This window comes from Tessaracoccus sp. MC1679 (assembly GCF_014164775.1).
Lineage (GTDB): Bacteria > Actinomycetota > Actinomycetes > Propionibacteriales > Propionibacteriaceae > Arachnia.
Map to the genome: position 1 here is coordinate 101729 of NZ_JACJGB010000005.1, position 23305 is coordinate 125033.

General features: G+C 69.2%; 23 protein-coding genes. 15 read left to right on the forward strand and 8 right to left on the reverse strand.

The genetic code is table 11. The features are described from left to right. Window positions 1-70: 70 nt before the first annotated feature. The 4 genes from H5398_RS09380 (at window position 71) to H5398_RS09395 (ending at window position 5134) form a co-directional block, all read left to right on the forward strand. Window positions 71-265, forward strand: coding sequence for an MFS transporter (locus H5398_RS09380; protein WP_182799815.1), 195 nt, complete (start codon window positions 71-73; stop codon window positions 263-265). Continuing rightward, entirely contained in the window at window positions 244-1446 is a 1203-nt protein-coding gene (locus H5398_RS09385) for a glycoside-pentoside-hexuronide (GPH):cation symporter (RefSeq protein WP_182799816.1), read from the forward strand. Before H5398_RS09380 ends, H5398_RS09385 begins: the two co-directional genes overlap by 22 nt. A gap of 79 nt (window positions 1447-1525) precedes the next feature. Then, window positions 1526-3820, forward strand: coding sequence for an ATP-dependent DNA helicase RecQ (locus H5398_RS09390; RefSeq protein ID WP_182799817.1), 2295 nt, complete (start codon window positions 1526-1528; stop codon window positions 3818-3820). 162 nt (window positions 3821-3982) lie between these two features. Further along, window positions 3983-5134 carry a hypothetical protein gene (locus H5398_RS09395; protein ID WP_182799818.1) on the forward strand — a complete coding sequence of 384 codons (1152 nt, stop codon included), beginning with the start codon at window positions 3983-3985 and terminating at the stop codon, window positions 5132-5134. Between the two features lie 10 nt (window positions 5135-5144). Here the strand turns inward: H5398_RS09395 and H5398_RS09400 are convergent, their stop codons facing one another. Next, complete coding sequence (locus tag H5398_RS09400; protein ID WP_182799819.1) at window positions 5145-6563, reverse strand: plasmid pRiA4b ORF-3 family protein; 1419 nt, start codon at window positions 6561-6563, stop codon at window positions 5145-5147. A gap of 175 nt (window positions 6564-6738) precedes the next feature. On the opposite strand from H5398_RS09400, the gene H5398_RS09405 reads away from it, so the two are divergent. Continuing rightward, entirely contained in the window at window positions 6739-7050 is a 312-nt protein-coding gene (locus H5398_RS09405; RefSeq protein ID WP_182799820.1) for a hypothetical protein, read from the forward strand. A gap of 687 nt (window positions 7051-7737) precedes the next feature. Here H5398_RS09405 and H5398_RS09410 read toward each other — a convergent pair. Then, entirely contained in the window at window positions 7738-8136 is a 399-nt protein-coding gene (locus H5398_RS09410; RefSeq protein WP_182799821.1) for a hypothetical protein, read from the reverse strand. A 532-nt stretch (window positions 8137-8668) separates the two neighbouring features. On the opposite strand from H5398_RS09410, the gene H5398_RS09415 reads away from it, so the two are divergent. Beyond that, the gene (locus H5398_RS09415) at window positions 8669-9646 is read left to right on the forward strand and encodes a LacI family DNA-binding transcriptional regulator (protein WP_182799822.1); all 978 of its coding nucleotides are present in this window, start codon (window positions 8669-8671) and stop codon (window positions 9644-9646) included. Window positions 9647-9659: 13 nt separating this feature from the next. Here the strand turns inward: H5398_RS09415 and H5398_RS09420 are convergent, their stop codons facing one another. Beyond that, complete coding sequence (locus H5398_RS09420; RefSeq protein ID WP_182799823.1) at window positions 9660-10826, reverse strand: aromatic acid exporter family protein; 1167 nt, start codon at window positions 10824-10826, stop codon at window positions 9660-9662. A gap of 118 nt (window positions 10827-10944) precedes the next feature. Here H5398_RS09420 and H5398_RS09425 point away from each other — a divergent pair, with 118 nt between their 5' ends. The 6 genes from H5398_RS09425 to serA all read left to right on the forward strand — a co-directional run bounded on the left by H5398_RS09425 (window position 10945) and on the right by serA (window position 17229). Continuing rightward, window positions 10945-12450: an ABC transporter substrate-binding protein gene (locus H5398_RS09425; protein ID WP_220489303.1), complete on the forward strand. Its 1506-nt coding sequence runs from the start codon at window positions 10945-10947 to the stop codon at window positions 12448-12450. A 3-nt stretch (window positions 12451-12453) separates the two neighbouring features. Beyond that, a complete protein-coding gene (locus H5398_RS09430) occupies window positions 12454-13413 on the forward strand; it encodes an ABC transporter permease (protein WP_182799824.1) in 960 nt (319 codons plus the stop codon). Then, window positions 13410-14219: an ABC transporter permease gene (locus H5398_RS09435; protein WP_182799825.1), complete on the forward strand. Its 810-nt coding sequence runs from the start codon at window positions 13410-13412 to the stop codon at window positions 14217-14219. Before H5398_RS09430 ends, H5398_RS09435 begins: the two co-directional genes overlap by 4 nt. Beyond that, window positions 14216-15043, forward strand: coding sequence for an ABC transporter ATP-binding protein (locus H5398_RS09440; protein WP_182799826.1), 828 nt, complete (start codon window positions 14216-14218; stop codon window positions 15041-15043). The genes H5398_RS09435 and H5398_RS09440 overlap by 4 nt, the downstream gene beginning before the upstream one ends. Continuing rightward, window positions 15040-15813: an ABC transporter ATP-binding protein gene (locus tag H5398_RS09445; RefSeq protein ID WP_182799827.1), complete on the forward strand. Its 774-nt coding sequence runs from the start codon at window positions 15040-15042 to the stop codon at window positions 15811-15813. The genes H5398_RS09440 and H5398_RS09445 overlap by 4 nt, the downstream gene beginning before the upstream one ends. 225 nt (window positions 15814-16038) lie before the next feature. Continuing rightward, a complete protein-coding gene (gene serA, locus H5398_RS09450; RefSeq protein WP_182799828.1) occupies window positions 16039-17229 on the forward strand; it encodes a phosphoglycerate dehydrogenase in 1191 nt (396 codons plus the stop codon). Between the two features lie 408 nt (window positions 17230-17637). On the opposite strand, the gene H5398_RS09455 is transcribed toward serA, so the two are convergent. Genes H5398_RS09455 through H5398_RS09470 form a run of 4 tightly spaced genes read right to left on the reverse strand, consistent with a single transcriptional unit; the run spans window position 17638 to window position 21321 of the window. Then, a complete protein-coding gene (locus tag H5398_RS09455; protein ID WP_182799829.1) occupies window positions 17638-18438 on the reverse strand; it encodes an inositol monophosphatase family protein in 801 nt (266 codons plus the stop codon). A 30-nt stretch (window positions 18439-18468) separates the two neighbouring features. Continuing rightward, window positions 18469-19443 (reverse strand): ribosome small subunit-dependent GTPase A, encoded by a 975-nt coding sequence (gene rsgA, locus H5398_RS09460; protein WP_182799830.1) that lies wholly within the window; start codon window positions 19441-19443, stop codon window positions 18469-18471. 7 nt (window positions 19444-19450) lie between these two features. Then, complete coding sequence (gene aroA / locus H5398_RS09465) at window positions 19451-20707, reverse strand: 3-phosphoshikimate 1-carboxyvinyltransferase (RefSeq protein ID WP_182799831.1); 1257 nt, start codon at window positions 20705-20707, stop codon at window positions 19451-19453. Continuing rightward, a complete protein-coding gene (locus H5398_RS09470) occupies window positions 20707-21321 on the reverse strand; it encodes a DoxX family membrane protein (protein WP_182799832.1) in 615 nt (204 codons plus the stop codon). Before H5398_RS09470 ends, aroA begins: the two co-directional genes overlap by 1 nt. A gap of 28 nt (window positions 21322-21349) precedes the next feature. Here H5398_RS09470 and H5398_RS09475 point away from each other — a divergent pair, with 28 nt between their 5' ends. The 3 genes from H5398_RS09475 to H5398_RS09485 all read left to right on the forward strand — a co-directional run bounded on the left by H5398_RS09475 (window position 21350) and on the right by H5398_RS09485 (window position 23090). Further along, window positions 21350-22045: an SOS response-associated peptidase gene (locus tag H5398_RS09475; RefSeq protein ID WP_182799833.1), complete on the forward strand. Its 696-nt coding sequence runs from the start codon at window positions 21350-21352 to the stop codon at window positions 22043-22045. A 158-nt stretch (window positions 22046-22203) separates the two neighbouring features. Next, window positions 22204-22818 carry a sigma-70 family RNA polymerase sigma factor gene (locus tag H5398_RS09480; RefSeq protein WP_182784363.1) on the forward strand — a complete coding sequence of 205 codons (615 nt, stop codon included), beginning with the start codon at window positions 22204-22206 and terminating at the stop codon, window positions 22816-22818. Between the two features lie 14 nt (window positions 22819-22832). Next, entirely contained in the window at window positions 22833-23090 is a 258-nt protein-coding gene (locus H5398_RS09485) for a mycothiol system anti-sigma-R factor (RefSeq protein ID WP_182784157.1), read from the forward strand. 65 nt (window positions 23091-23155) lie between these two features. Here H5398_RS09485 and H5398_RS17795 read toward each other — a convergent pair whose 3' ends face one another. Further along, window positions 23156-23230: a 50S ribosomal protein bL37 gene (locus H5398_RS17795; protein WP_370585812.1), complete on the reverse strand. Its 75-nt coding sequence runs from the start codon at window positions 23228-23230 to the stop codon at window positions 23156-23158. Window positions 23231-23305: the final 75 nt, after the last annotated feature.

Sequence of the window (23305 nt, forward strand, 5' to 3'; positions counted from 1 at the left end):
ACAGAACGGAATCGACACCATGTCTGCAAGCTCAGTCTCGGCGCCGGCTGTCACGGCCCAGCCCCTCAGCATGAAGAACTACCTCGCCTACGCGGCGGGTGACGCGGCCAACAACGTGTCTTTCACCATGGCGGGCATGTTCCTCATCCTCTACTACACCAACGTGGTTGGTATCGAGGGTGGCGTCATCGGCACCATGTTCCTGGTGCTGCGCTTCATCGACGCGCCATCACGGATGTCTTCATGGGCCGCATCATCGACATGAAGAAGCCCGGCAGACTCGGCAAGTTCCGTCCGATCATCCTGTGGTTCTCGGTCCCGCTGCTTGTCTCGAGCTGGATGCTCTACGCCGCGAAGTGGATCATGCCCGACGCGAGCACCACGGCCTACACCATCTACATGTACGCCTTCTACATCCTGATGGGTTCGGTGTTCTATACCGCCGTCAACATCGCGTACGGCTCCATGGCCCCCTCGTTGACGCAGGTCCCCACGGAGCGGGCGAAGCTGGCCAGCTTCCGGATGTACGGCGCGGCCCTCATGATCCTGGCGCTGTCCTGGGTCATCGCACCGCAGATCCGGGCGAACGTGGGCAACGCCGACGCGCTGCAGAACTCGATCGCGATCTCCGTCGGCATCCTGTCGATCATCGGCGCCGGGCTGTACCTGTTCACGGTGTGGGGGACGAAGGAGCAGGTCGCCCGCGACCCGCGTCCGGTGACGATGAAGGAGAGCTTCGGCTCCCTCGCCGTCAACCGTCCGCTGCAGGTCCTCTCCGTCGCCGCGGTCTTCTTCCTGCTCGGGACCACCGTGATGGGCACCCTGGGCGCCTACATCGCGATCTACGTGCAGAACGACGCCAACTACATCGCCATCAACCAGACGGCCCAGGTGGCGGCGCTGTTCCTTGTCGGCCCCATCATCCCCGTGCTCGTCCGCACCATGGGCAAGCGCCTGGGCTACGTCGTCGTCGCGTCCTTCATGTACATCGGCGCCCTCATCCTGTGGCTCGCCCCCCTCGGTACCTACCCGTGGCTCGGGTCGGTGGCGTTCTTCGTTATGGGCATCGCCATGTTCGGCGTCAACACGCTCATGTGGGCCCTCGAGGCGGACTGTGTGGAGTTCGGCGAGTGGAAGATCGGGCAGCGCACCGAGGGCACCACCTACGCGGTGTTCTCATTCACCCGCAAGATGGGCCAGGCGCTGGGTGGATTCGTCGGCGGCTGGGCGCTCGGGTGGGCGGGCTTCGTCGCAGCCGAGGTCGCGGCGGGTGGCGAGGTCTCCGACGAGGTGGCCGGCAACATCCGCATGTGGGCCGCGGTCTTCCTGATCGGCTCCACCCTCCTGACCCAGCTCGCGATGTTCTTCTATCCGTTGACGGAGAAGAAGTACCTCGAGATCGTCGGCGAGATCGCCGCGCGGCGCGCGGCCAGGGTCGACGCGTAGGGCTGACCCCTCGGCGAGCGTCCTCCACTGCGGGAGCAGCCATGTGCAAAGTGTCGGCGCAGGATGGGAGGGTGGTGGCATGACGCAGCCGCCCGCATGGTTGGACGAGCCACCACCAGACCCGGAGACCCTCCCGCCGGACGACCTCGACGAGGCGTGGGCGCGTGAGCCCGTGGCGCCCACCCGACGGCGGCCTGACGCGGGACGCAGGGAGCCCGCCCGGGCGGTGCAACGATCGGCGGCCGGTCTTCGTGACGAGGCTCTGCAGATCCTGAAGGCCCTCACCGGGAGCGCGGAGGCCGATTTCCACCCCGGGCAGTACGAGGCGATCGAAGCCCTGGTGGCGGATCACCGTCGGGCCTTAGTGGTCCAGCGCACGGGATGGGGAAAGTCGGCGGTCTACTTCATCTCCGCCCTGCTGCAGCGCAGGGCCGGGTCGGGGCCGGCGCTGATCGTGTCGCCCCTCCTGGCGCTGATGCGTGACCAGGTGGCAGCAGCTGAACGGGCAGGCGTCCGAGCCTCGGCGATCAACTCGGCCAACGTGACCGAGTGGCGCGACATCGAGGAGTTGCTGGCCGCAGACTCGATCGACGTTCTCTTCGTCTCACCTGAGCGCCTCGTCAACCCGATTTTCCGGGCGGAACAGCTGCCCCGGCTCGTCGCGACCTGTGGCCTTCTGGTGATCGACGAGGCACACTGCATCAGCGACTGGGGTCACGACTTCAGGCCGGACTACCGGCGCATCCGCGACCTCATCGCCGACCTGCCCGATGGCGTCCCCGTCCTTGCCACCACCGCGACAGCCAACGCCCGGGTTGTCGACGATGTGGCCGAGCAGATGGCCGCCGGTGGGCGGGAGGTGTTCACCCTCCGTGGCGCGCTGGGCCGCGACTCGCTGCGGCTCGGCGTCCTCGATCTCGGCACGCCCTGGCGCCGCCTGGCCTGGCTCAGCGAGCATCTCGCGGCGCTCCCGGGGAGCGGGATCGTGTACTGCCTCACCGTCGCTGCCGCCGAGGACACGGCCGCGCTGCTCGCGAAGGCAGGCCACCGCGTCCTCGCCTACACCGGTCGGACGGATCCGGCTGAGCGTCTGGTCGCCGAGGAGGCGTTGAAGCGCAACGAGGTCAAGGCGCTGATCGCCACCTCGGCCCTCGGGATGGGCTTCGACAAGCCTGATCTCGGCTTCGTCGTCCACCTCGGCGCTCCGAGCTCGCCTGTGGCGTACTACCAACAGGTCGGCCGGGCCGGCCGCGCCACCGAGAGCGCTGACGTGCTGCTGCTGCCTGGCGCCGAGGATCAGGCGATCTGGCACTACTTCGCGACGAACGCGATGCCAACCCAGCGCAAGGCCGACGCGGCACTGGCGGCCCTCGCCGACGCTGACCGCCCGCTGTCAGTGGCTGCCCTGGAGGCCCGCGTGGACATCAAGCGGGGTCCGCTCGAGCTGCTGCTCAAGGTGCTGGCGGTCGACGGTGCGGTGGAATCGGTCAAGGGCGGGTGGGTCTCGACGGGGGCCCCGTGGACCTACGATGCCGACCGCTACGGGCGCATCGCCGCCGCCCGTCAGCAGGAACAGCGCGCCATGCTGGCCTACGAGCAGCTCGACGAGTGCCGCATGGCGTTCCTGACCGCGGAGCTGGACGACCCGCACGCCGCAGCCTGCGGTCGCTGCGATTCCTGTTCCGGCCCGTGGTACCCGACCGGGGTGACGCTGACCGCCAGCCAGGGCGCCCAGACGGCACTGGATCGGGTCGGTGTCCCGCTGGCGCCCCGAGTGTTGTGGCCCACGGGGCTCGACAGGCTGAGCGTCTGGATCGACGGTCGTCCCGTCAAGGGCAAGATCCCTCCCGAGGAGCAGCTCGCGGTGGGGCGGGCCGTCGCGCGTCTCTCCGACCTGGGCTGGGGTGGGCCGCTGCGTGAGCTGTTCGCCTCCGACCGTGACGGGAACCCCGTGGACGCCGAGGTGCCGCCCGAGTTGGGCAGGGCATGTCTCCGCGTCCTCAAGGAGTGGGGGTGGGACGCGCGTCCGGTCGCGGTGGCCTGGGTGCCGAGCCTCGGGCGTCCCCGTCTGGTTGAGTCGGTCGCCACGGGCATCGCCGCAGCCGGGCGTCTGGAGGTCCTCGGTCCGCTCGGGCTCAGCCCCGGGGCCCAGCGGGTTCGGGGTTCCACCAACAGCGCGTACCGCGTCCGCGATGTGTGGGACCGCTTCGTCGTGCCGCCGGCCATGTCGGAGCGCCTCGAGAGTCTCGACGGCCCGATCCTCCTGGTGGACGACCTCGTCGACTCGCGCTGGACCATGACCGTGGCCGGACGACTCCTTCGCAGGGCAGGGGCCCGTGCCGTGCTTCCGCTCGCACTCGGGTCGGTGGGCTGACGAAGGGAGACAATCCGGTGCGCCCATCGCACCGGTGCGAGGGTGGGGCTCGCGAGGACGGATGGAGGGCGTCCGCGGGCCCACGCTGGTGAACTTGGCAAGGGCGGAACGGAGCCTCGGCGATGGTCGTAGGCTGGAAGAATCCCGACTTCAGGAGGATCCATGGACCTACTCAACCGCTCGGACATCCAGTCGCTCGCCGCATCCGAGGCCGACGGAATCCACGTGTCGTTGATGCTGCCCACCCACCGCTTCGGCAGTGGAATCCAGGCCGATCAGCTGCAGTGGAAGAACCTCGTGCAGGGGGCAGAGTCCGTGCTGCTCCAGGAGATGCGTCGGCCGGATGTGGAGGCGCTCCTGGCCCCAGCGCGCGAACTGCTCAACAACAATCTGCCTTGGCAGTACATGAGCGACGGCCTGGCGATGTTCCTCACCCCGGCCGGTTCCCAGATGGTCCGCATCCCCGCATCCCTGCCCACCCTCGCCGCAGTCGGTGAGCATTTCGTGACCGGCCCGCTCATGCGGCTCCTCTCGGGCGACGCGCACTTCCTGCTGCTGGCCATCAGCCAGGGCTCCGTGAGGCTCATGGACGGCAGCCGCCACCCCGTGCGTCAGATCGAGCTCGACGACGTGCCCACGAGCCTGGCAGACGTCGTAGAGCCCAGCGGACGCTCAGACTCCATGGCCCGGTCTCTGACCGCCGGTCGCGGCGGCAGGGCCGTCTTCTACGGCCACGGCGTCGGCGCGGACGAGGCGAAGAAGGACGACGTGATCCGGTTCTTCCGCGAGGTGGAGGCCGGCCTCCGCGAGGTGCTCGCCGGCCAGACGGCCCCGCTGGTGCTCGTGGGCCTGGAGCAGAACGTGTCGGCCTATCGGGAACTCAACACCTATGCCGAGGTGCTTGACGAGGCCGTGCTCCGCAGCCCCGACGAGCTGTCGGTCGACGAGCTGCACCAGGTGGCGTGGCCACTGGTCGAGGGCCGACTTCGAGCCGACCGGACCCGGCTCATTTCGCGCTTCCACGACCTGCAGGGCACCGGCGGCCAGGTGTCCAGCGATGTGGATGCCGTGAGCGACGCTGCGGAGCAGGGCCGCGTCGAGACGCTGTTCATCCGCTCGGATCCGTGGTGCTGGGAGCGGGTCGAGGACGGCGGCGACCCTCCCGTCGTCCGTCTCGGGACCGACGACCGCTTCGCCGTGTGCGAGGAGGTGGAGTCCGCGGCCAGGCACACGCTCGCGTACGGGGGCATGGTCCACGCCACGTCGCAGGAGGTGGTGGCGGACAGCGAGTTGGCCGCGATCCTGCGCTACTGAGCCCGGCGGGTCACTCCTTGCGCCCGTCGGCCATGAGGGCCGCCCTGGCGAGCCGGGAACCTGAGGGTCCCGTCGCCAGGCCCGAAATGCGCTGACGGAGCGTGGGGGAGTCACCCAGGTTCTGCAGCACCGGTGAGAGCTCCTGGTAGAGGTGGTGGCCCAGGATTGGTCCATGGTCGCCGAGCTGCCAGCCCAGCCGGGTCAGCATCGAGGCCACCTCATCGGCGGGGACGGCGCCCCTCTCATCGGTGGCCGCGTAGGCCAACATGAGGAGGGCCGCGTCGCGTTCGAAGCCCTCGGCCGACGGGATGACCAGTCCCGCCAGGCCCGCCCACAGTGCGGCCGGGTCCTTCTGAAGCTTCTTCCCCAGCCTCGTGGACTTCAGCCTGCCGTTGTACACCCTTAGCAGCCCCAGGCGCTGCAGCGTGAGACGGAAGCGCAACAGGGGGAGGGCCGATCCCTCCCGGTTCACCGCACCGATCCATCCACTCATGCCGGGAAGCATGGCCGCGGCCTCCGAGACGCGCGCCGGCTTCAGGTAGCCGGCGCTCGTCATCTCCAACCCGTTGCCCGCCGCGGCGTCGAGGAACCACTGGATCGGGGCCAACGCCTCGACCGGGACCGGGTCGTCGTCTATCTCCGGCAGATCGATGAGGCGTTCGAGCAATTGAAGCGCCGCCTCGTCGTGCGACAAGCTCATCAGCATGATCACCAATCGGTGCGGCAGCGAGGTCATCGTGGCCCTGAATCCGGGATCGAGCAGCCAGGCGTTGAGTTCGGCGGCGTCGAAGAGTTCGGGGTCGTAGAGGAACTCGGCCAGCGATTCAGCGTCGCGCAGCCCGCCGCAGTCCTCGGGCGGGGCTGCTCGCGCACCGTCGACCACCAGCGCGGGGGCATCGCCCGGCAGCATCGGCAGAACCTGCTCCAGGCGGAGGGTGATGTCCCAGTGGTCGCCGTAGTCGTAGACGTAGTTCAGGACGTCGCCGGGCTGCTGGAGGACCTCGTCCAACCTGACGTCGGCGGCGGCCGCGGATTCGCCGTCGGCCGGATCCTCCTCCTCGACGTCGAACTCGCACAGGAAGATCTGGGCCGAGCGATCGAAAGGATCGCCGCCGAGCGAGAACCGATACAGGTGGGCGCCACTCCACACAAACGCCATCTGCAGCGTGTGATGGACCATCTCAAGAGGCAGATCTGAGCGGAGCGCGATGGTTCGCCAGATCGGCGGGTTCGAATCGCGAAGCTCGGCGCGGACGTGATAGATCATGGGCCCCGCGAGCGGCGGCCGCCGGAGTTCTGGGCGCACAGGCGTGGCGAGATCGCTGGTCAGGACCGTGGCGAGCCGTCGTAGGTCGGCCAGCTCGGTTCCCGAGACCGCCTGCTCGAATCGGCGGCGAAACTCGGCTTCTGCTGGGTCGGTTCCGGTCATGGCTCAACGCTAGCGGCTCGTGGAAGCTCCTCCGATGCGGAAGGGCAGCCACTACCCGCCCGCAGCGCCGTCGGCTCATCCGGGCCGCGATGCCTATCGGGAGACGGTCGTCTCGCCCGACGAACCGAGGTATGCACTGACTCACGTGCGTAGGCTGCTGCCTTGTGAGAAGGCAATGGACGATTCAGCGGTGATGGCGCCTGCACGACGTCACGCGTGGGCTGTGGCGGCAATCGGCTCAGCTCTGCTGGGCGCGGCAATCGTCGCGGCATGCCTACTGGCCATCAGGCTGGAGCTGACAGGGCTCGGGCGCCCGCGGGACACTGCGCCGCGGCTCGGATATCTGCTCCTTCTGGGCATGGGAATCGCCAGCAGTCTTGGGATCCCTGCGTGGCTGGCCTGGAGAGGCCTGGGGAAATGGTGGCCGATCGTCCCAGCGGTCATGATCCTGGCCACCACCGCCACCTGGCGGGTTCTGGGCGTGTGAAGTACGCGACGGGTGGTCCCCGTCGCCGTGCTGGTGGTTGCTCGTGGCCGAGCGAGTCGTCCCGCCGTTAGGCGAGCATGCGGGTGCCGGTGGGGGTGACTTCATAGCGGTAGCCCAGTGGGCTGGACCAGTGGAGCTGGCTTTGGTCTGGGTTGGTCGGCGCGCCAGGTGCGGGCGGTGCCGGTGAGGTGGCCGAGGGCGTCGGTGTGGAGGTGGACGGCGAGCTCCAGCTTTTCTAGTGGCCGGTCCTTTCCCGGTCCCTGAGGAGGGCCGCCCGCGGAGCGGCGTGGCCCGTCTCGAAGGGTCGTGACTACCACCTTCACGGGATCTGGTGGTCGGGTGCGGTGAGCCGGGAGACGATGCCCGGTCGGCCGTGATCCAGAGTCTGGTTGTGGGCTACTGGTCACACCGTGGTCGGGTGGTTGAGGCCGACCGGGCATCGTCTCCCGTCTCCCCGCACTCGTCGTGCCTGTGGCGTGGTCTTGTCCGGGTGCGGGCCGGAAGGGCGGCGTTGGGGTTGGGTCTGCTTGAGCGGGATGCCAGCGGGGTGATCGTCGGGTTGGGCACCGCGGCGCGGTGCCGCCCTGCCGTCCCTCACCCTTGCGTTTGGCCGCGGGTTCTCGATCCTTGGAGACGTCCTGCGGTTGCTTCGCGACGCGGGCGAGGGCCGTCCCCTCTCCAGTTGCCTCAGGTGACGGCGTCGGCCCCCTCGGCGGGTAGCTCGCGGCACAGGTCGGCCGCCTTACAGGCCCTGGCCGCCTCGATCCGGCCCTCCTGCACCGCCCCATACAGCCGCGGGTGACGATGCTTCAAGCTCAAAGCATCAGCCAGCTTCGAGGCAGCCACGATCGGTGGGCAGCGCAGCAACCCGGCCAGCTCCAAGCCGATGAACTCCGACACCGCCGGGGTCCCGATACCCCCGACCACCACCCTGCGCTCAGCGAGCACCTCCAGCACCTGGTCGTAGTCCACCTCGTAGTGGTCCGCCAGATCACACAGCAGGGTCAGGATCTGGGCCTCGGCGAAACGACGCAACTCGTCGGCGGAGCGCAACTGCTCCGCGATCTCACGCGCCTTGTCCTTCATGGGTTCCACGCTATGTCCGACCACTGACATTTTTGGCTCCCAGCAGGGGCGCCGGGCAGAAATTCTTTGAGAAGTTTTTCTGGTGGTTGCTGGGGGGGCGGCGACGGTGTCGAGGCCTCGATGCGTCGGGTGAGTTGGCTTGCCAGCTAGCGTTTCTTAGGCTTCGAGGCCGCTGCGCGGCACCTCAGCCAACGGTGAATGCCCTCGCCGCCGATCGGCGGCTCCTCAGCCGTCGGGGAGGGCTCGAGCCCGCTTCGCGGCACCTCAGCCGTCGGGGAGGGCTCGAGCCGCTGCGCGGCTCCTCAGCCAACGGGAAGGGTTCCAGTTCCTTCGCGGCACCTCAGCCAACGGTTGATCGCCACCTTCTCGGCCAGCAGTGCGTGACGGTCACTGCGAGTGTGGGGTGGCAGGACCAGGTGCCTGATGGCATCGTCGGTGGGTGTCAGAACGGTAACGATTCGGTCGTTGTCGTTGACACCCGAGCGGCGGGGGTTGGAGCATGGCGGCACCTTGAACGATCAACGGAGGCCCAATGAAGAAGCCGACGCTCGCCAGCCTGGCCGCGGAGCTGAGGGTCTCACGCCAGACCATCTCGAACGTCATCAACTTCCCTGACAGAGTCAGGGCCGAAACCAGGGCCCGGGTCCAGGCCGCGATCGACAACTCCGGCTACCGGCCCTCCGCCGCGGCGCGAGCGCTTCGCAACCAACGCGCCATGGCGGTGGGCATCCGGCTCAGCCCGCCCCGCAACGGCATCTCCGGTGCCTTCATGGACGACTTCCTGCGCGCGCTCGTCACGGTGGCGGACGAGCGCGGCTACCGCGTCGTCGTATTCCCCGCCGACTCCAGGGACGAGGAGGTGGAGCGGCTTGTGGAGTTGCGCGCCACCCTCGCGATCGACGGGGGGATTCTCACCGACACCTGGACGGGCGACGATCGCCCCGCCTGCCTGGCCGAAGCGGGTGTGGCCTTCGTGGCGTTCGGGCGGCCGTGGGGCGCAGAGGACCACGGCCAGTGGGTGGACGTCGACGGTCGCGCCGGGGCGGGGGAGGCCGTGCGCTTCCTGCAGGCCCGCGGGCACGAGCGGATCGGATTCATCGGCTGGTCCGACGGGTCGCCGGTGGGGGCCGATCGCCACGCCGGCTGGCAGGCTGCCATGGCGTTGAGCGACGACGACGCCCGTCAGCTCACCGTCGAGGGCGAGGATTCGGTCGACGCGGGAGGCGCGGGCATGGCCGAGCTTCTGACCCGCGGCGCGACGGCCGCCGTCTGCGCCTCAGACGCGTTGGCGCTGGGGGCCTTCCTCGCGAACCAGGGCGTCACCCGGACGCATGTGGTGGGCTTCGACGACAGCCCGGTGGCGCGGGCCATCGGAATCCCCAGCCTCCGGCAGCCCGTGGATGAACTGGCCCGGCTGGTCTTCGAGAAGGCCTTGGCGCAGATGACAGGGGTGGACGACGAGTCGGCCGGCGTGTTGGTCAAGCCGGTCCTGGAGGCCCGCGGGAACTGAGTCGAGGGCTGCGTCAGTCCATGTCAGGGACGGCGTCCCTGGCGTCGGTGTAGTCCTCCCCGCACAGCTCCAACAGGTCCACCAGCATCGAGCGGACCTGGGCCAGCACCACGGTGGAGGAGAGCTTCGGCAGGATCGGCACGTGGGCCGACCGCTCGGCCAGCTCGCGCAGCGCGTCCAGCTTGGCTGTGGGGAGCCTGCGGGCGAACAGCTCGGCCGCACACTCGTCGATCACCTGCGCGAACTCGGCCAAGAGCTCCAGGTATTCCTCCGGCACTGTCTCACCCCGGTGCGCGGCCACCGCACACCGGCGCGCCAGCACCCGCAGGTTGCGGATGAACCGGTCCAGCGGGACGACGAGGTCCGCCACCTGCAGCGCGGCGTCACGATGCCGTCGGAGGAAGGGTGAGGTGCGGACCACGGCCATGCCCTCCGACGACGCGGCAAGCAGCGCGGACAGCTCACCCTCCGTGGCGCGTGCCCGGGTCAGAAGCTGCTCCGCCGCGTCGACGTCGTGCCTCTGCAGGGCGCCCACCATCGCGCGCACCGTGATGGCCGCCTCGTGGAGCACCTTGGCCGCGATCATCCTCGGACGATCGATCGGTGAGGTGGGCGCCACCGTGGCGAACAGGAGCGCCACGGCGCATCCCACCAGAGCGTCCTGCCACCGGGAGATGCCGGCGTCGACGCCGGGGAGCACCGTGAGGACCGCCGCCGCCTGGACCGCCGACTGCGTCACCATCAGGGTGCGCGCCCCCAGCCAGGTGGTGATGGACATCGCTACGGCCACCACCAGGATGATCTGCCAGACGCCGGTGCCGAAGTAGTGCACGAACACGTCGCCCACGAACACCCCGATGGTGACCCCAACGGCCACCTCGACCACGCGGCCCAGACGCTGGCCGAAGGAGAAACCCAGACAGATGATGGCGGCCACCGTGGCGAGGAACGGTTCCTCATGGTCCAGAAGACGCCGGGCGATCCACCACGATGCTCCGGCGGCCAGCGAGATCTGCAGGATCATGAACAGCCGCGACCGCCACCGTCCCACGCGCCGCTGCTGAGAGCGCCACCCCCGCCTGGCGGTGCGCTCCGACACGTCGAAGGCCCTGATCGAGGCCCGTTGCAGCGCGCGCCCCGTGTCGTGCCACGAGAACCCGTGCCCCTGCTCCTCCGCCATGGCGCCTATCCTGCCGTCTCGGCCATGTTTGCGCCCGTGGAGAGCGTCGCGGGTGTGAGAGGTGCCCGGTGGGTAGACTGAACCAGCCGTTGACCGTTGCCGGAAGGGAACCCAAGAAATGCGCCGAGCCCGCACCCTGGGGATCGTCATGGTCCTTCTGCTGTCGACGGCACTGGGGGCCTGCACCCGCCCGCCCGTCGAGGAAGAGGAGGAGGCGCGCACCCTCACCATCGGGGCCACCGGTGAGCCCGCCGGTCTGGACATGATCACCGTCTCGGGCGCGGGCACGCCCTTCGTGCTCCTCTACAACGTCTACGAGACCCTGGTGAAGCTCGACGGCGAGGGAACGATCCGGCCGCTGCTCGCCTCAGAGTGGCTCACCTCCGAGGACAACACGGTCTACACCTTCACCATCGACTCGGGCGCCCGCTTCGCCTCCGGCACGGACGTCACCGCTGAGGCGGTCGTCGAGAGCTTCGAACGAAACCGGGGCGCCGCGGCCACCGACCAGATCAAGGGCAAGTGGGCCGCAGTGGACACCATCGAAGCCCTCGACGAGGACACCGTCGAGGTCACGCTCAACCAGCCGTCGAACCAGTGGCTCTACGAGATGACCGGCCCGGCCGGGATCGTCACGGACCCCACCGGCGCCGCCAACCTGGACACCACCCCCGCCGGCTCCGGCCCGTTCCAGTTCGTGGCGTGGGAGGAGGGATCCTCTGTGGAGCTCAAGGCCAACCCCAGCTACTGGGCCACACCCAGCAGGTTCGGATCGGTCATCTTCCGCTACTACGCGGACCCCAACGCCATGAACACCGCGATGCTCGCCGGGCAGCTGGACATCATCTCCAACCTGACGGTGCCCCAGGCCATCGGCCAGTTCGACGACGAGGAGCGCTTCACCGTCCACGAGGGCACCACCGACGGCGAGGTGGTGCTCGGGTTCAACCACCGCACCCCCGCGCTGCAGGACCTCAAGGTGCGTCAGGCCATCAACCACGCCATCGACCGTGAGGCCCTCATCGACGCCGCATGGGGTGGCAAGGGCACCCTGATCGGCTCCATGGTGCCGCCCACGGACCCCTGGTTCGAGGACCTGTCCGACACCTACCCCTTCGACCAGGCCAAGGCGCGCGAGCTCCTCGCAGAGGCGGGCTACGCCACCGGCCTCACCCTGCGGCTGCGGGTGCCGAACCTTCCCTACGGGCCCCCGGCCGGCCGCTACATCGCGGCCAAGCTGCAGGAGGTGGGGATCACCGTCGAGCTCGACGAGCTGGAGTTCCCCGCCCGCTGGCTGGATCTGGTCTACACCGCGCACGACTACGACATGACCATCGTGGCCCATGTCGAACCCCGCGACATCGGCGCCTTCGCCAACCCCGAGTACTACTGGGGCTACGACAACCCCGAGTTCCAGGAACTCGTCACCGAGGCGGACGCCGGCACACCCGAAGAGCAGGTGGCCAAGCTCAGGCAGGCCGCCCGGATTCTCGCCGACGACGCGGCGGCAAGCTGGCTGTTCCTGCTGCCCAACCTCATCATCACCACCCCCGAGATCTCCGGCATCCAGGCCAACCAGATCAGCCTCGCCTTCGATCTCACCACGATTGCCGCCAGGAGCTGACCCATGGCCCTTCGCCGGGCGGCCGCGCGGGTGGCGTGGCTGCTCGCGAGCCTCCTGCTCGCCTCCCTGCTGATCTTCGCCGCCACCAACGCGCTGCCCGGCGACATCGCCCAGGTGATCCTCGGCACCAACGCCTCACCCGGCGAGGCGGAGCGGCTGCGGGCCGAGCTGGGCCTCGACCGCCCCTTCCTCACCAGGTATCTCGAGTGGCTCTGGGGGGCGGTGCGGTTCGACTTCGGGGTGTCCTACTTCAGCCGCCGACCCATTGCGCCGCTGATCGCGTCGCGACTGGAGGTGTCGGCCTGGCTGATCCTCTTCGGCATGCTGGCGGCCATCCTCATCGCGCTCCCCGTGGGCGCCTATGCCGCCGTGCGTCGCCGCCACGCCGACGGGGTGGTGGTCTCGGCCCTCTCCCAGGTGGGTCTCGCGGTGCCCGCCTTCTGGGCCGGTATCTGGCTCGTGGTCCTCTTCGCGGTGCAACTCCGTTGGCTCCCGGCCGGCGGATACGTCTCCTACTGGGATTCGGTGGGGGAGTGGATCCGGCACCTGATCCTGCCCGTCACGTCCCTGGCCATCGTGCAGGCCAGCGTCATCTCCCGCTACGTCCGCAGCTCGGTCCTGGAGGTGATCCATGAGGACTACTTCAGGACGGCCCGCGCCGTCGGGTGGTCATACACCGGAGCGCTGTGGCGCCACGGGCTGCGCAACGCGGCCATCTCGCTACTGACCGTCATCGGGCTGCAACTCGCGACACTCCTGGTGGGAGCGATCATCATCGAGCAGGTGTTCGCGCTGCCCGGGCTTGGATCCTCCCTCCTGCTGGCGGTCTCGCAGCGCGACCTCGGCGTGGTTCAGGCAATCGTCCTGCTGCTGGTCTGGGCGGTGCTGGTGATCAACTTCCTCGTCGACATCGCCTACCAGATCATCGACCCGCGGCTACGGCGAAGCGGTGAGTCCCGATGAAGCGCGGCACGCTCTACCTGGGGGCCGTGCTCATCGGGATCGTGGTCGTGATGGCCGCCGTCGGCCTGGTCTGGACCCCGTTCCCACCCGACGCAGTGGTGTCCACGGGGCTGCAGCCCCCCGGCTGGCCGTACCTGCTGGGCACCGACGGCCTGGGTGGGGACATCTTCTCCCGGCTCCTCAGCGGCGCCAAGATATGCCTGCTCGTCGGCATCGTCTCTGTGGCGGTGGCGGCCGGGATCGGCGTGCCGTTGGGCATCGTCTCCGGCATGGTCCGCGGCTGGCAGGGAGAGATCCCCGCGCGCCTCGCCGACATCCTGTACGGGTTCCCCGCACTGCTGCTGGCCATCCTCTTCGCCGCGGCGCTGGGGGGCTCCACCTGGACCGCGATGATGGCCATCGCGCTCGCCTCCGTCCCCGCATTCGTGCGCATCGCGCGGGCGGCCACGCTGCAGGTGATGAGCCAGGGCTACGTGGAGGCGGCCAGGCTCAGCGGCACCCCGCACCTCGCCGTCGCGTGGCGGCACGTGCTGCCCAACATCGCCCCGATCGTCGGCGTGCAGGTCTCGGTGAGCATCGGCATCGCGATCCTCGCCGAGGCGGGCCTGTCCTACCTCGGCCTCGGCTCAGGTCCCGAGGCCCCCACCTGGGGGCGGATGCTGCGGGAGGCGCAGGGCTACATCTTCAACGCCCCACTGCTGGCGCTGTGGCCAGGGCTGGCCATCGCGGTGGCCACCATGGGGTTCAACCTGCTTGGAGACGGGCTGCGGGACCTGCTGGACCCGAGGCTGAGGGAGATCCGATGAGCTACCTCGAGGTCACAGACCTCCGCGTCGAATTCGGCGGAAGCCGGCAGCCGGCGCTGCGTGGGATCAGCTTCGCCGTCGACGAGCGTGAGCGGCTGGGCATCATCGGCCAGTCGGGTTCCGGGAAGTCCGTGACGGCGCTCGCCATCATGGGCCTGCTGCCAGCCCACGCCCGGATCACCGGCAGCATCAAGCTCGACGGGCGCGAGCTCGTGGGCCTCCCCGAGCGCGAGCTCCAGAAGCTGCGCGGCGACGAGATCTCCATGATCTTCCAGGAACCGATGACGGCGCTGGACCCCACCATGAAGGTGGGTCGTCAGGTGGGAGAGGTGGTGGCGCTGCACCACGGCGAACGGCGCGGCGCCATCCACGACGAGGTGCTCACCTGGCTGGGCCGCGTCGGCATCACCGAGCCCGACCGCATCGCCGACTCCTATCCTCACGAGCTCTCCGGAGGGCAGCGGCAACGGGCGCTGATCGCGATGGCGCTGGCCAACCAGCCCGGCCTGGTGCTCTGCGACGAGCCCACCACAGCCCTCGACGTGCTGGTGCAGCGCCAGATCCTGCTCCTCCTCGCCGAGCAGCTCGCGGACCGTGCCGCGGTGTTCGTCTCGCACGACCTGGCTGTGGTGCGGCAGGTGTGCCAACGGGTGGCGGTGATGCTGCAGGGCGAGATCGTGGAGCAGGGCACCATCGACGAGGTCATCGCCCAGCCCCGTCACCCCTACACGCAGGGGCTCATCGCGTCGGCGAGGATAGACCGGGTGCAGCCGGGGCAGCCGCTGCCCAGCGTCGAGGACTACTACCCTGGAGTCACCTCATGAGCCTGGTGGAGCTGCGTGACGCCGAGGTCACCTACCGCAGGGCGGGCAAGCCGTTCGTCGCGCTCCACGGCATCGACCTCGAGGTCGGTCGGGGGGAGCGCATCGGCATCGTCGGCGGCTCCGGATCCGGCAAGACGACAATGGCGCGCCTGATGCTGGGGTTGCAGCCGCCGTCGCACGGCGACGTTCTGTTCGACGGCCGATCCATCGTCGGGTTGAAGGAGAGGGACCGTGGCTTCCTGCGGTCGGCGGCGTCGATGGTGTTCCAGGACCCGAACTCCTCCCTGAACCCGAGGATGCGCCTGGGCGACATCGTGGCCGAACCGCTGCGGTCTCCCGTCCTCCGCGGTCGCGGCGACGTGCCGGAGCCCACCCGGGACGTCGTCGCCGGGGCGCTGCTCGGCGTGGGGCTGACGGAGGAGATGATGGACCGTTTCCCACACCAGCTCTCCGGCGGGCAGCGGCAGCGGGTGGCCATCGCGCGGGCATTGATCAGCGACCCGTCACTCCTGGTGGCCGACGAGCCGGTCTCGGCGCTCGACGTCTCGGTCCGGGCGCAGGTGTTGAACCTGCTCACCGCGGAGGTCCAGGAGCGCTCGCTCACGTTGGTGCTCGTCTCCCACGATCTGTCTATCGTGCGGCACCTGTGCGAGCGGGTGGTGGTGGTCAACGCTGGACGGATCGTCGAGCAGGGCACCGTCGCCGATGTGCTGGGCGCGCCCAGGCACCCCTACACCGCGGCCCTGGTGGACGCCACCCTGACCCTCTGACTTCAGGGAACCACTGATCAATCATGTCCTGGCTGCGGCGCACCGGATCGGGCGATCTGGCGCCCCTCCACCTGGATATGGACGTCAAGTACACGCACCAGCCGGAGTGGTGCCACCTCATCCCGCCCGGCACGTCCTCGCCGAGAACAGCATTGACCAGTGCTTCCCTACGCCGCGAGCGGACGGGTTCGGGGCACCGGGGCGCGCGGGCCTAGAATGCCCAGCGTGAAGGCACTGCTACTTGAGAACATCCACGCCGACGCCGTCAAGGCTCTCCAGGCCAAGGGCTACGAGGTCGACTCCCGGCCCGGGGCGCTGGCCGAGCGGGACCTGATGGCCGCCCTCAAGGGGGTGGACTACCTCGGCATCCGATCGCGCACCTACGTCACGCGCGCCGCCCTCGAGTCGGCGCCGCAGCTCAGCGCCATCGGCGCCTTCTGCATCGGCACCAACCAGATCGACCTGGAGGCGGCCACGGACCATGGTGTCGCGGTGTTCAACGCGCCCTACTCCAACACGCGCTCCGTCGTGGAGCTGGCCATCGCCGAGATCATCTCCATGGCCCGCCGGCTCCCGGACCGCAACCGCGATATGCACGCAGGGATCTGGGACAAGTCCGCAGTCGGCTCGCACGAGGTGCGCGGCCGTACCCTCGGCATCATCGGGTACGGCAACATCGGCTCCCAGCTGTCTGTGGTGGCGGAGTCGCTGGGGATGCGCGTGATCTTCTACGACCTGGTGGACCGTCTGGCGCTCGGCAATGCGCGTCGCGTCGATACCCTCGAGGAGCTGCTCGGAGAGGCGGAGACGGTGTCTCTGCACGTGGACGGTCGCCCGGAGAACAAGGACATGTTCGGCGCCGAGCAGTTCGCCGCCATGCGGCCACGGTCGCTCTTCCTCAACCTGTGTCGCGGGGCCGTGGTGGACCTTGACGCGCTCTACGACAACCTCGTCTCCGGCCACGTCGCCGGCGCCGCGATCGACGTGTTCCCCTCGGAGCCGAAGGCCAAGGACGAGCCGTTCGTCTCCAAGCTGCAGGGACTCAGCAACGTGATCCTCACCCCTCACGTTGGAGGCTCGACGCAGGAGGCCCAGGTGGATATCGGCCGCTTCGTCGCAGGCAAGCTCAACGACTACGAGACCCTCGGATCGACGTCGATGAGCGTCAACCTCCCCGAGGTGCCGGCCGGCCCCACGTCGACGGCGCGCGTGGTGCACCTGCACCACAACGTGCCCGGCGTCCTGGCGCGGCTGAACCAGCTGTTCGCCACGCACAACATGAACATCGGTTCCCAGACGCTGGCCACCCGCGGCCAGTTGGGCTACGTGGTCACCGACGTGCAGGGCGAGAAGTACGACGGGCTGCTGGCGGACCTTGAGGCGCTCGACGAGACGGTGCGCGTCCGCGTCCTCTGACGCCTCTGGGTCGCTTGTCAGGTTGCGATTCGACCCTTCGAGACGGCCGACGGTCGCTTCGCGACGTAGGCCTCCTCAGGGATCGGTGGACTGAGCTGCGGGGCTCGTGCCTTCGTTCCCGAGGAGAGCCGTCCGCGGAGCGGCGGGGCTCGTGCCTTCGTTCCCGAGGAGAGCCGTCCGCGGAGCGGCGGGGCTCGTGCCTTTCGTTCCCTGAGGAGAGCCGCCCGCGGAGCGGCGGGGCTCGTCTCGAAGGGTTGTATCTGGCCCTTGGGTGGGGTCGCTTGTCAGGTTGCGATTCGACCCTTCGAGACGGCCGACGGTCGCTTCGCGACGTGGGCCTCCTCAGGGAGCGAGGGGGAGGGGCCGAGGGGTCGCTTCGCGACGTGGGCCTCCTCAGGAGTCGGTGGACTAAGCGACGGGAGCGCGCAGGAACTCCATGGCGGCGTGGTGGAGCAGACCGTTGGTGGCCAGAGCCCCCGGGCCGCCCACGCCGTCGACGCCGTCGAGGTTGCTGAACCGGCCGCCCGCCTCGCGGACGATGACCTCGAGCGCAGCCATGTCGTACAACTCCAGGTCCGGCTCGCACGCCACGTCCACGGAGCCTTCGGCCACCAGCATGTAGCTCCAGAAATCGCCGTAGGCCCGCGTCCGCCACGAGCTGCGCATCAGGTCGATGAAGCCCTGGCCGCGGCCGGTGTCCACCCATTCAGCGATGTCCGAGTAGGACAGCGACGCGTCACCGATGGTTTCGACGCGGCTCACCCGAAGCTCGGTTGAGCTGAGCAGGGAGCGTCCCGTGTAGGCGCCGCCGCCGGTGCTCGCCCACCACCGCCTGTTCAGCGCGGGGGCCGACACCACGGAGGCGGCGATCTCACCATCCACCTCCAGGGCGATCAGCGTGGCCCAGACCGGCACGCCCCTCAGATAGTTCTTGGTGCCGTCGATGGGGTCGATGATCCAGCGCCGCGACGACTTTCCGGTGTCACTGAACTCCTCGCCGTGGACCGCATCGCGGGGGCGGGTGCGGGCAAGGGTGCGGCGGATGGACTCCTCGACGGCGGTGTCGGCCTCCGTCACCGGGGTGTTGTCCGGCTTGCTGGTGAACCTCAGATCCTGAGCCTTGAACTTGCTCATCGACAGCGAATCCGCGTCGTCTGCCATGAGGTGCGCCAGGCGCAGATCGTCCGTGAGGTCCTTCGAGACAGCCATGCGCCAAACCTAGCGCGTCGGGCGCTCGATTCAGGTGAACGCCCGGCCCATCCTGCGGAACGAGGCGAGCCGCTCGGGGGCCAGCGTCCCCGCCGCGACCGCGTCGTCGAGGGCGCACTCGATCACGCCGGTGAGGTGGCTGCAGCCACGGGGGCAGTCCTCGGCGAACTCCGCCAGGTCCGGGAAGGCGCCCAGGATCGAGGTGGTCTGCACGTGGCTGATCCCGAACGAGCGCACCCCGGGGGTGTCGATGATCCAGCCGCCGCCTGGAAGCTCCATCGCGATGGCCGACGTGGAGGTGTGCCGACCCTTGCCGGTCAGCTCGCTCACCTCCGCTGTTGCCCGCCCCGCCCCGGGGATCAGGCGGTTGACCAGCGTGGACTTGCCCACCCCGGAGTGACCGACGAACACCGTCACCCGGTCCTTGAGCGCCTCCCTCACGGCGCTCAGGTCTGCCTCCGGGTCGGTCACCAGGATGGGGACCCCCAACGGCTCGTAGGCGTGCCGCAGCTCGACGGGGCTGGCCAGGTCCGCTTTGGTGAGGCACAGCACAGGCGCGATGCGGGCGTCGAAGGCCGCCACCAGGATCCGGTCGATCATGCCCATCCGTGGGGGAGGGTCCGCGAGGGCCGTCACGATGAACAGTTGATCCGCGTTGGCGACGATGGGCCGTTCGAAGGTGTCGGCGTCGTCTGCCGAGCGGCGAAGTACCGTGGTGCGCTCCAGCACCTCCACGATGCGCGACAGCGTGCCCTCCTCGCCGGTGGAGTCCCCGTCCAGCCGGACGTTGTCTCCGACGAGCACGCCGCCCTTGCGGTCGATCAGCCGTCCACGCACCGCCGTGACGTCGTTGCCGTTGAGGGTGCAGCGGTAGCGGCCGCGATCCACGGAGATGACACGGGCCACGGGGAGCTCCGAGTAGTCAGGCCGTTCCTTGGTACGGGGCCTCGAGCGACGGCGGGGCCGGTCGAAGCCGCTGTGGTCGTCCTCCCGCAGGGACTTCACCGCTGCCTCACGCGTGGACCAGCCCGTTCCAGTCCCGCGCGAAGTGCGGCATCGTCTTGGAGACGCACTCGATGTCCGTGACCTCGATCCCGCGCACCGTGAGGGCCAGGAGCGCGGCGAAGTGCGCCATCCTATGGTCGGCGTAGGTGTGCAGCACGGCCGGCCGAAGCTCACCGCCGCCGACGATCCTGAGCCCGTCCTCGGTCTCCTCAGCCTGGGCGCCCAACCGGCGCAGCTCGGTGACCAGGGCCGCGAGCCGGTCCGTCTCGTGCCCACGGATGTGGGCGACCCCGCGGATGATGGTGGTGCCCTCGGCGAGCGCCCCCAGCGCCGCCACCACGGGGGTGAGCTCGGAGGCGGTGGTGAGGTCCACGTCGATGCCCGTGAGCCGACCCGTCCCGGCGACCGTCGCGGTGCCCGCGGAGCGTTCGACCGTCGCACCCATCGCCGTGATCACGTCGAGGAACACGGCACCCGGCTGCAGGCTGCGCCTCGGCCAGCCGGGGACGGTGACCCTTCCTCCGGTGACCGCAGCGGCCGCGAGGAACACCGCGGCATTGGTGAGATCCGGCTCGATGGTGCGACTGCGGGCCGCGATCCTGCCGGGGAACACCTGCCAGGTCCGGTCGTCCTGCTCCACGACCTGCACCCCGACGTCGCGCAGCATGCTGGCCGTCATCTCGATGTGCGGCCGCGACGGCAACCGGTCTCCCGTGTGTCTCAGCGTCAGGCCGCGGGGAAGCCGGGCGCCGACGAGCAGCAGACCGGAGATGAACTGGCTGGAACCTGAGGCGTCGATGTTGGCCGTCGAACGCGGCTCAACGGGGGGGCTGAGGGTGAAGGGAAGGGCATCGCCGGAGATCACCGCGCCCAACTGCCGCAGCCCGTCCAGGAGCGGGCCCATGGGGCGCTGGCTGGCGTGCGGGTCACCGACGAAGGATGACGGGCCCTCTGCCAGCAGGGCCAACGGCGGCACGAATCTCATCACAGTGCCGGCGAGCCCGCAGTCGATGAGCGCTGCGCCCTTGAACCGCTGAGGAGGTGAGACGACCAACGTCTCCCCACGGTCCTCGACGCGCACGCCCAGCGCCCGGAGCGCCCCGATCATCAGCGCGGAGTCCCGCGACTCCAACGCGCCGGTGAGGGTGCTGGGCCCGTCCGCGAGGGCGGCCAGCACGAGGGCCCGGTTGGTCTCCGACTTCGAGCCGGGCACGAGCACCTCCCCCTCGACGGGGGTCAGGGCACGGGGGAGCGGGTACGTCATCAGCTGACGGTGGCCTCGATCTTCTTGCTGAACGCCTTGGCCGACCTGCGGGCCCGCTTCGCGAGCTGCTTCGCCCGCTTCTCTGCGCGATCGGCGGCCTTCTGGGCGGACCGGCTCACGTCACCGCCGAGGGCGGCGGCTTTCTTCTCGGTGACCTTCGCGGCGTGATCAGCCCGCCACGACAGGCTGGGCTTGCCCTCGGTGTCCTGTGCGGCGAGCACAGCGGCGCCCAGGAGTGCAGCGTTGCGCAGCACCTCCGGCCGGGCGGCGTCCTTGGCCACCTTCGTGGCGTCCTTGTCCGGCAGGGCGATGGCGAGATTGAGCACCGACGCCTTGGCCAGAAGCAGCGCCCCTAGACGGCGACCGATCCCAGTGGCGTACATCGCGCCGCCGGCGATCTGAGCCACGCCCGCGAGGCGCACCCACGTCTCAGCCTTCTCGGGCACGTACGAGGCGACGTCTGCCGGCACCACACGCTGGAGGAGCGGCGAGACGGCGGAGGTGAAGCGTTCGGCGTCCGGCGCGAGCTCAGCGGGCCTGGTGACAGCCTTCACCCCCTCGGCGATGAAGTAGCTGGCGAACAGACTCCGGGCAACAAATCGCAGCAGACTCATGCGGCCACACTACTACTAGGCTTCGAGCATGTGCGGACGTTACGCGGCCACCGCGAATCCCGACGAGCTGGTCGAGGAGTTCGAGATCTCCTTCGTGGCCGACGAGATGGCGGAGGTGTGCGCCCCCCGCTACAACATCGCCCCCACGGATCTGGTGCCGGGCGTCCTGGACCGGGCCTCCGACGGGCAGGTGACGCGCAAGCTGGTGCCGCTCCGATGGGGGCTGGTGCCCAGCTGGGCCAAGGCTCCGGGCTCCACCATGATCAACGCCCGCGTGGAGACTGTCACCGAGAAGCCGGCCTACCGCAAGGCGGCGGCGGCCCGCCGCTGCCTGCTGCCCGCCGTCGGCTACTACGAGTGGCGCTCTGAGACGCCCGAGGGCGCAGCCAAGCCGGTCAAGCAGCCCTACTTCCTGCGTCCGTCGTCCGGCCTTCTGGTGATGGCCGGCCTCTATGAGTTCTGGAGGGGGCCCGACGGATGGCTGACCTCCACCACCATCCTCACGACGGAGGCCACCGACGAGCTCGGCTGGGTGCACGACCGGATGCCCATGACGGTTCCTCGCGAGGCCTGGGAGCACTGGTTGGATCCAGGGCTGACGGACGCGCGGGCGGCGGTGTCGCTGTTGCGGGCGCCGACGTCGCTGGCCCATCTGAAGGTGTCGCGGGCGGTCAACACGGTGGGTACCGACGGCCCGCAGCTGATCGAGCCAGTGCCCGACTGACCTGATTGGCACCGCCGGGAATAGACCCCCGGGGGTGTGCGTTGTGGTGCTACATGAACGTCAAGCCCCTGGTGCCCCTGCGCGCCCGGCCCGCAGCGGGGGCCATTGCGGTGGCTGAGGCGGAGGCGATTGTCGCGGGGGCGCTATTCTCTCTTCTGATGGACAGCGAGCTCGCCGCGGCCCCCGGGGACGCAGACACCCTCGACGCCGAAGCAGAGGCGTTCGAGGAGGAAGCGCTGAGCCATGTTGACCGGCTCTACGCCGCCGCGATGCGGATGACCCGCAACCCTGCCGACGCCGAGGACATCGTCCAGGAGACCTACGCCAAGGCGTTCGCGTCGCGCCGCACCTTCACGCCGGGCACCAACCTGAAGGCCTGGCTGTACAGGATCCTGACCAACACCTACATCAACGCCTACCGCAAGGCGCAGCGCTCCCCACAATCCAGCAGCGACGAGGCGGTCTCGGACTGGCAGCTCGCCCGCGCGGCCTCGCACGATTCGGCCGGACTGCGCAGCGCCGAGATGGAGGCCCTGGACCAGACCCCGGACGGGGCCGTGGCCGAGGCCATCGCACAGCTGCCTGAGAACTTCCGGATGGCGGTGCTGCTCAGCGACGTGGAGGGCTTCTCCTACAAGGAGATCGCCGAGATCATGGGCACGCCCATCGGCACGGTCATGAGCAGGCTCAACAGGGGCCGCTCGCAGCTCCGGGACCTGCTGGCAGATTACGCACGTGACAATGGCATCGGCCGCAGGAGTGGGGGACGGTGATGGCGGATCCGGACATGTCCTCGCACGAGCACGACGAGATGGACGAGTGCGTGCAGGCGCTCTCGCAGGTCCATTCGTTCCTGCGCAACGAGCTCCTCGAGGGTGACGCGGACCTGATCCGGCTGCACCTTCACGCCTGTGAGCGATGTATGGAGAACTTCGAGATCGAGTCCACGATCACCGAGATGATCCAGCGCAGTCAGCTGGCGGCCAAGGCGCCGGCCACGCTGAGTGCGCGGATCCAGACGATGCGAGTGACCCGCACCCACTGATCACAGGACAACGCAACAGCCCCCGCAGGGATCCGCGGGGGCTTATTGGTTTTCGGGGCCTCGGCTCAGGTGTTGGGACGCTTGCCGTGGTTGGCCTTGTTCTTGCGGCGAGCGCGACGCTTGCGTCCGGTCTTACCCATGAGAGTCTCCTTGTATTTCAGTAGCTGTAGGACACCACATTGTGCCAGATCGACCCCCGCGCATGCTAAAGCCCA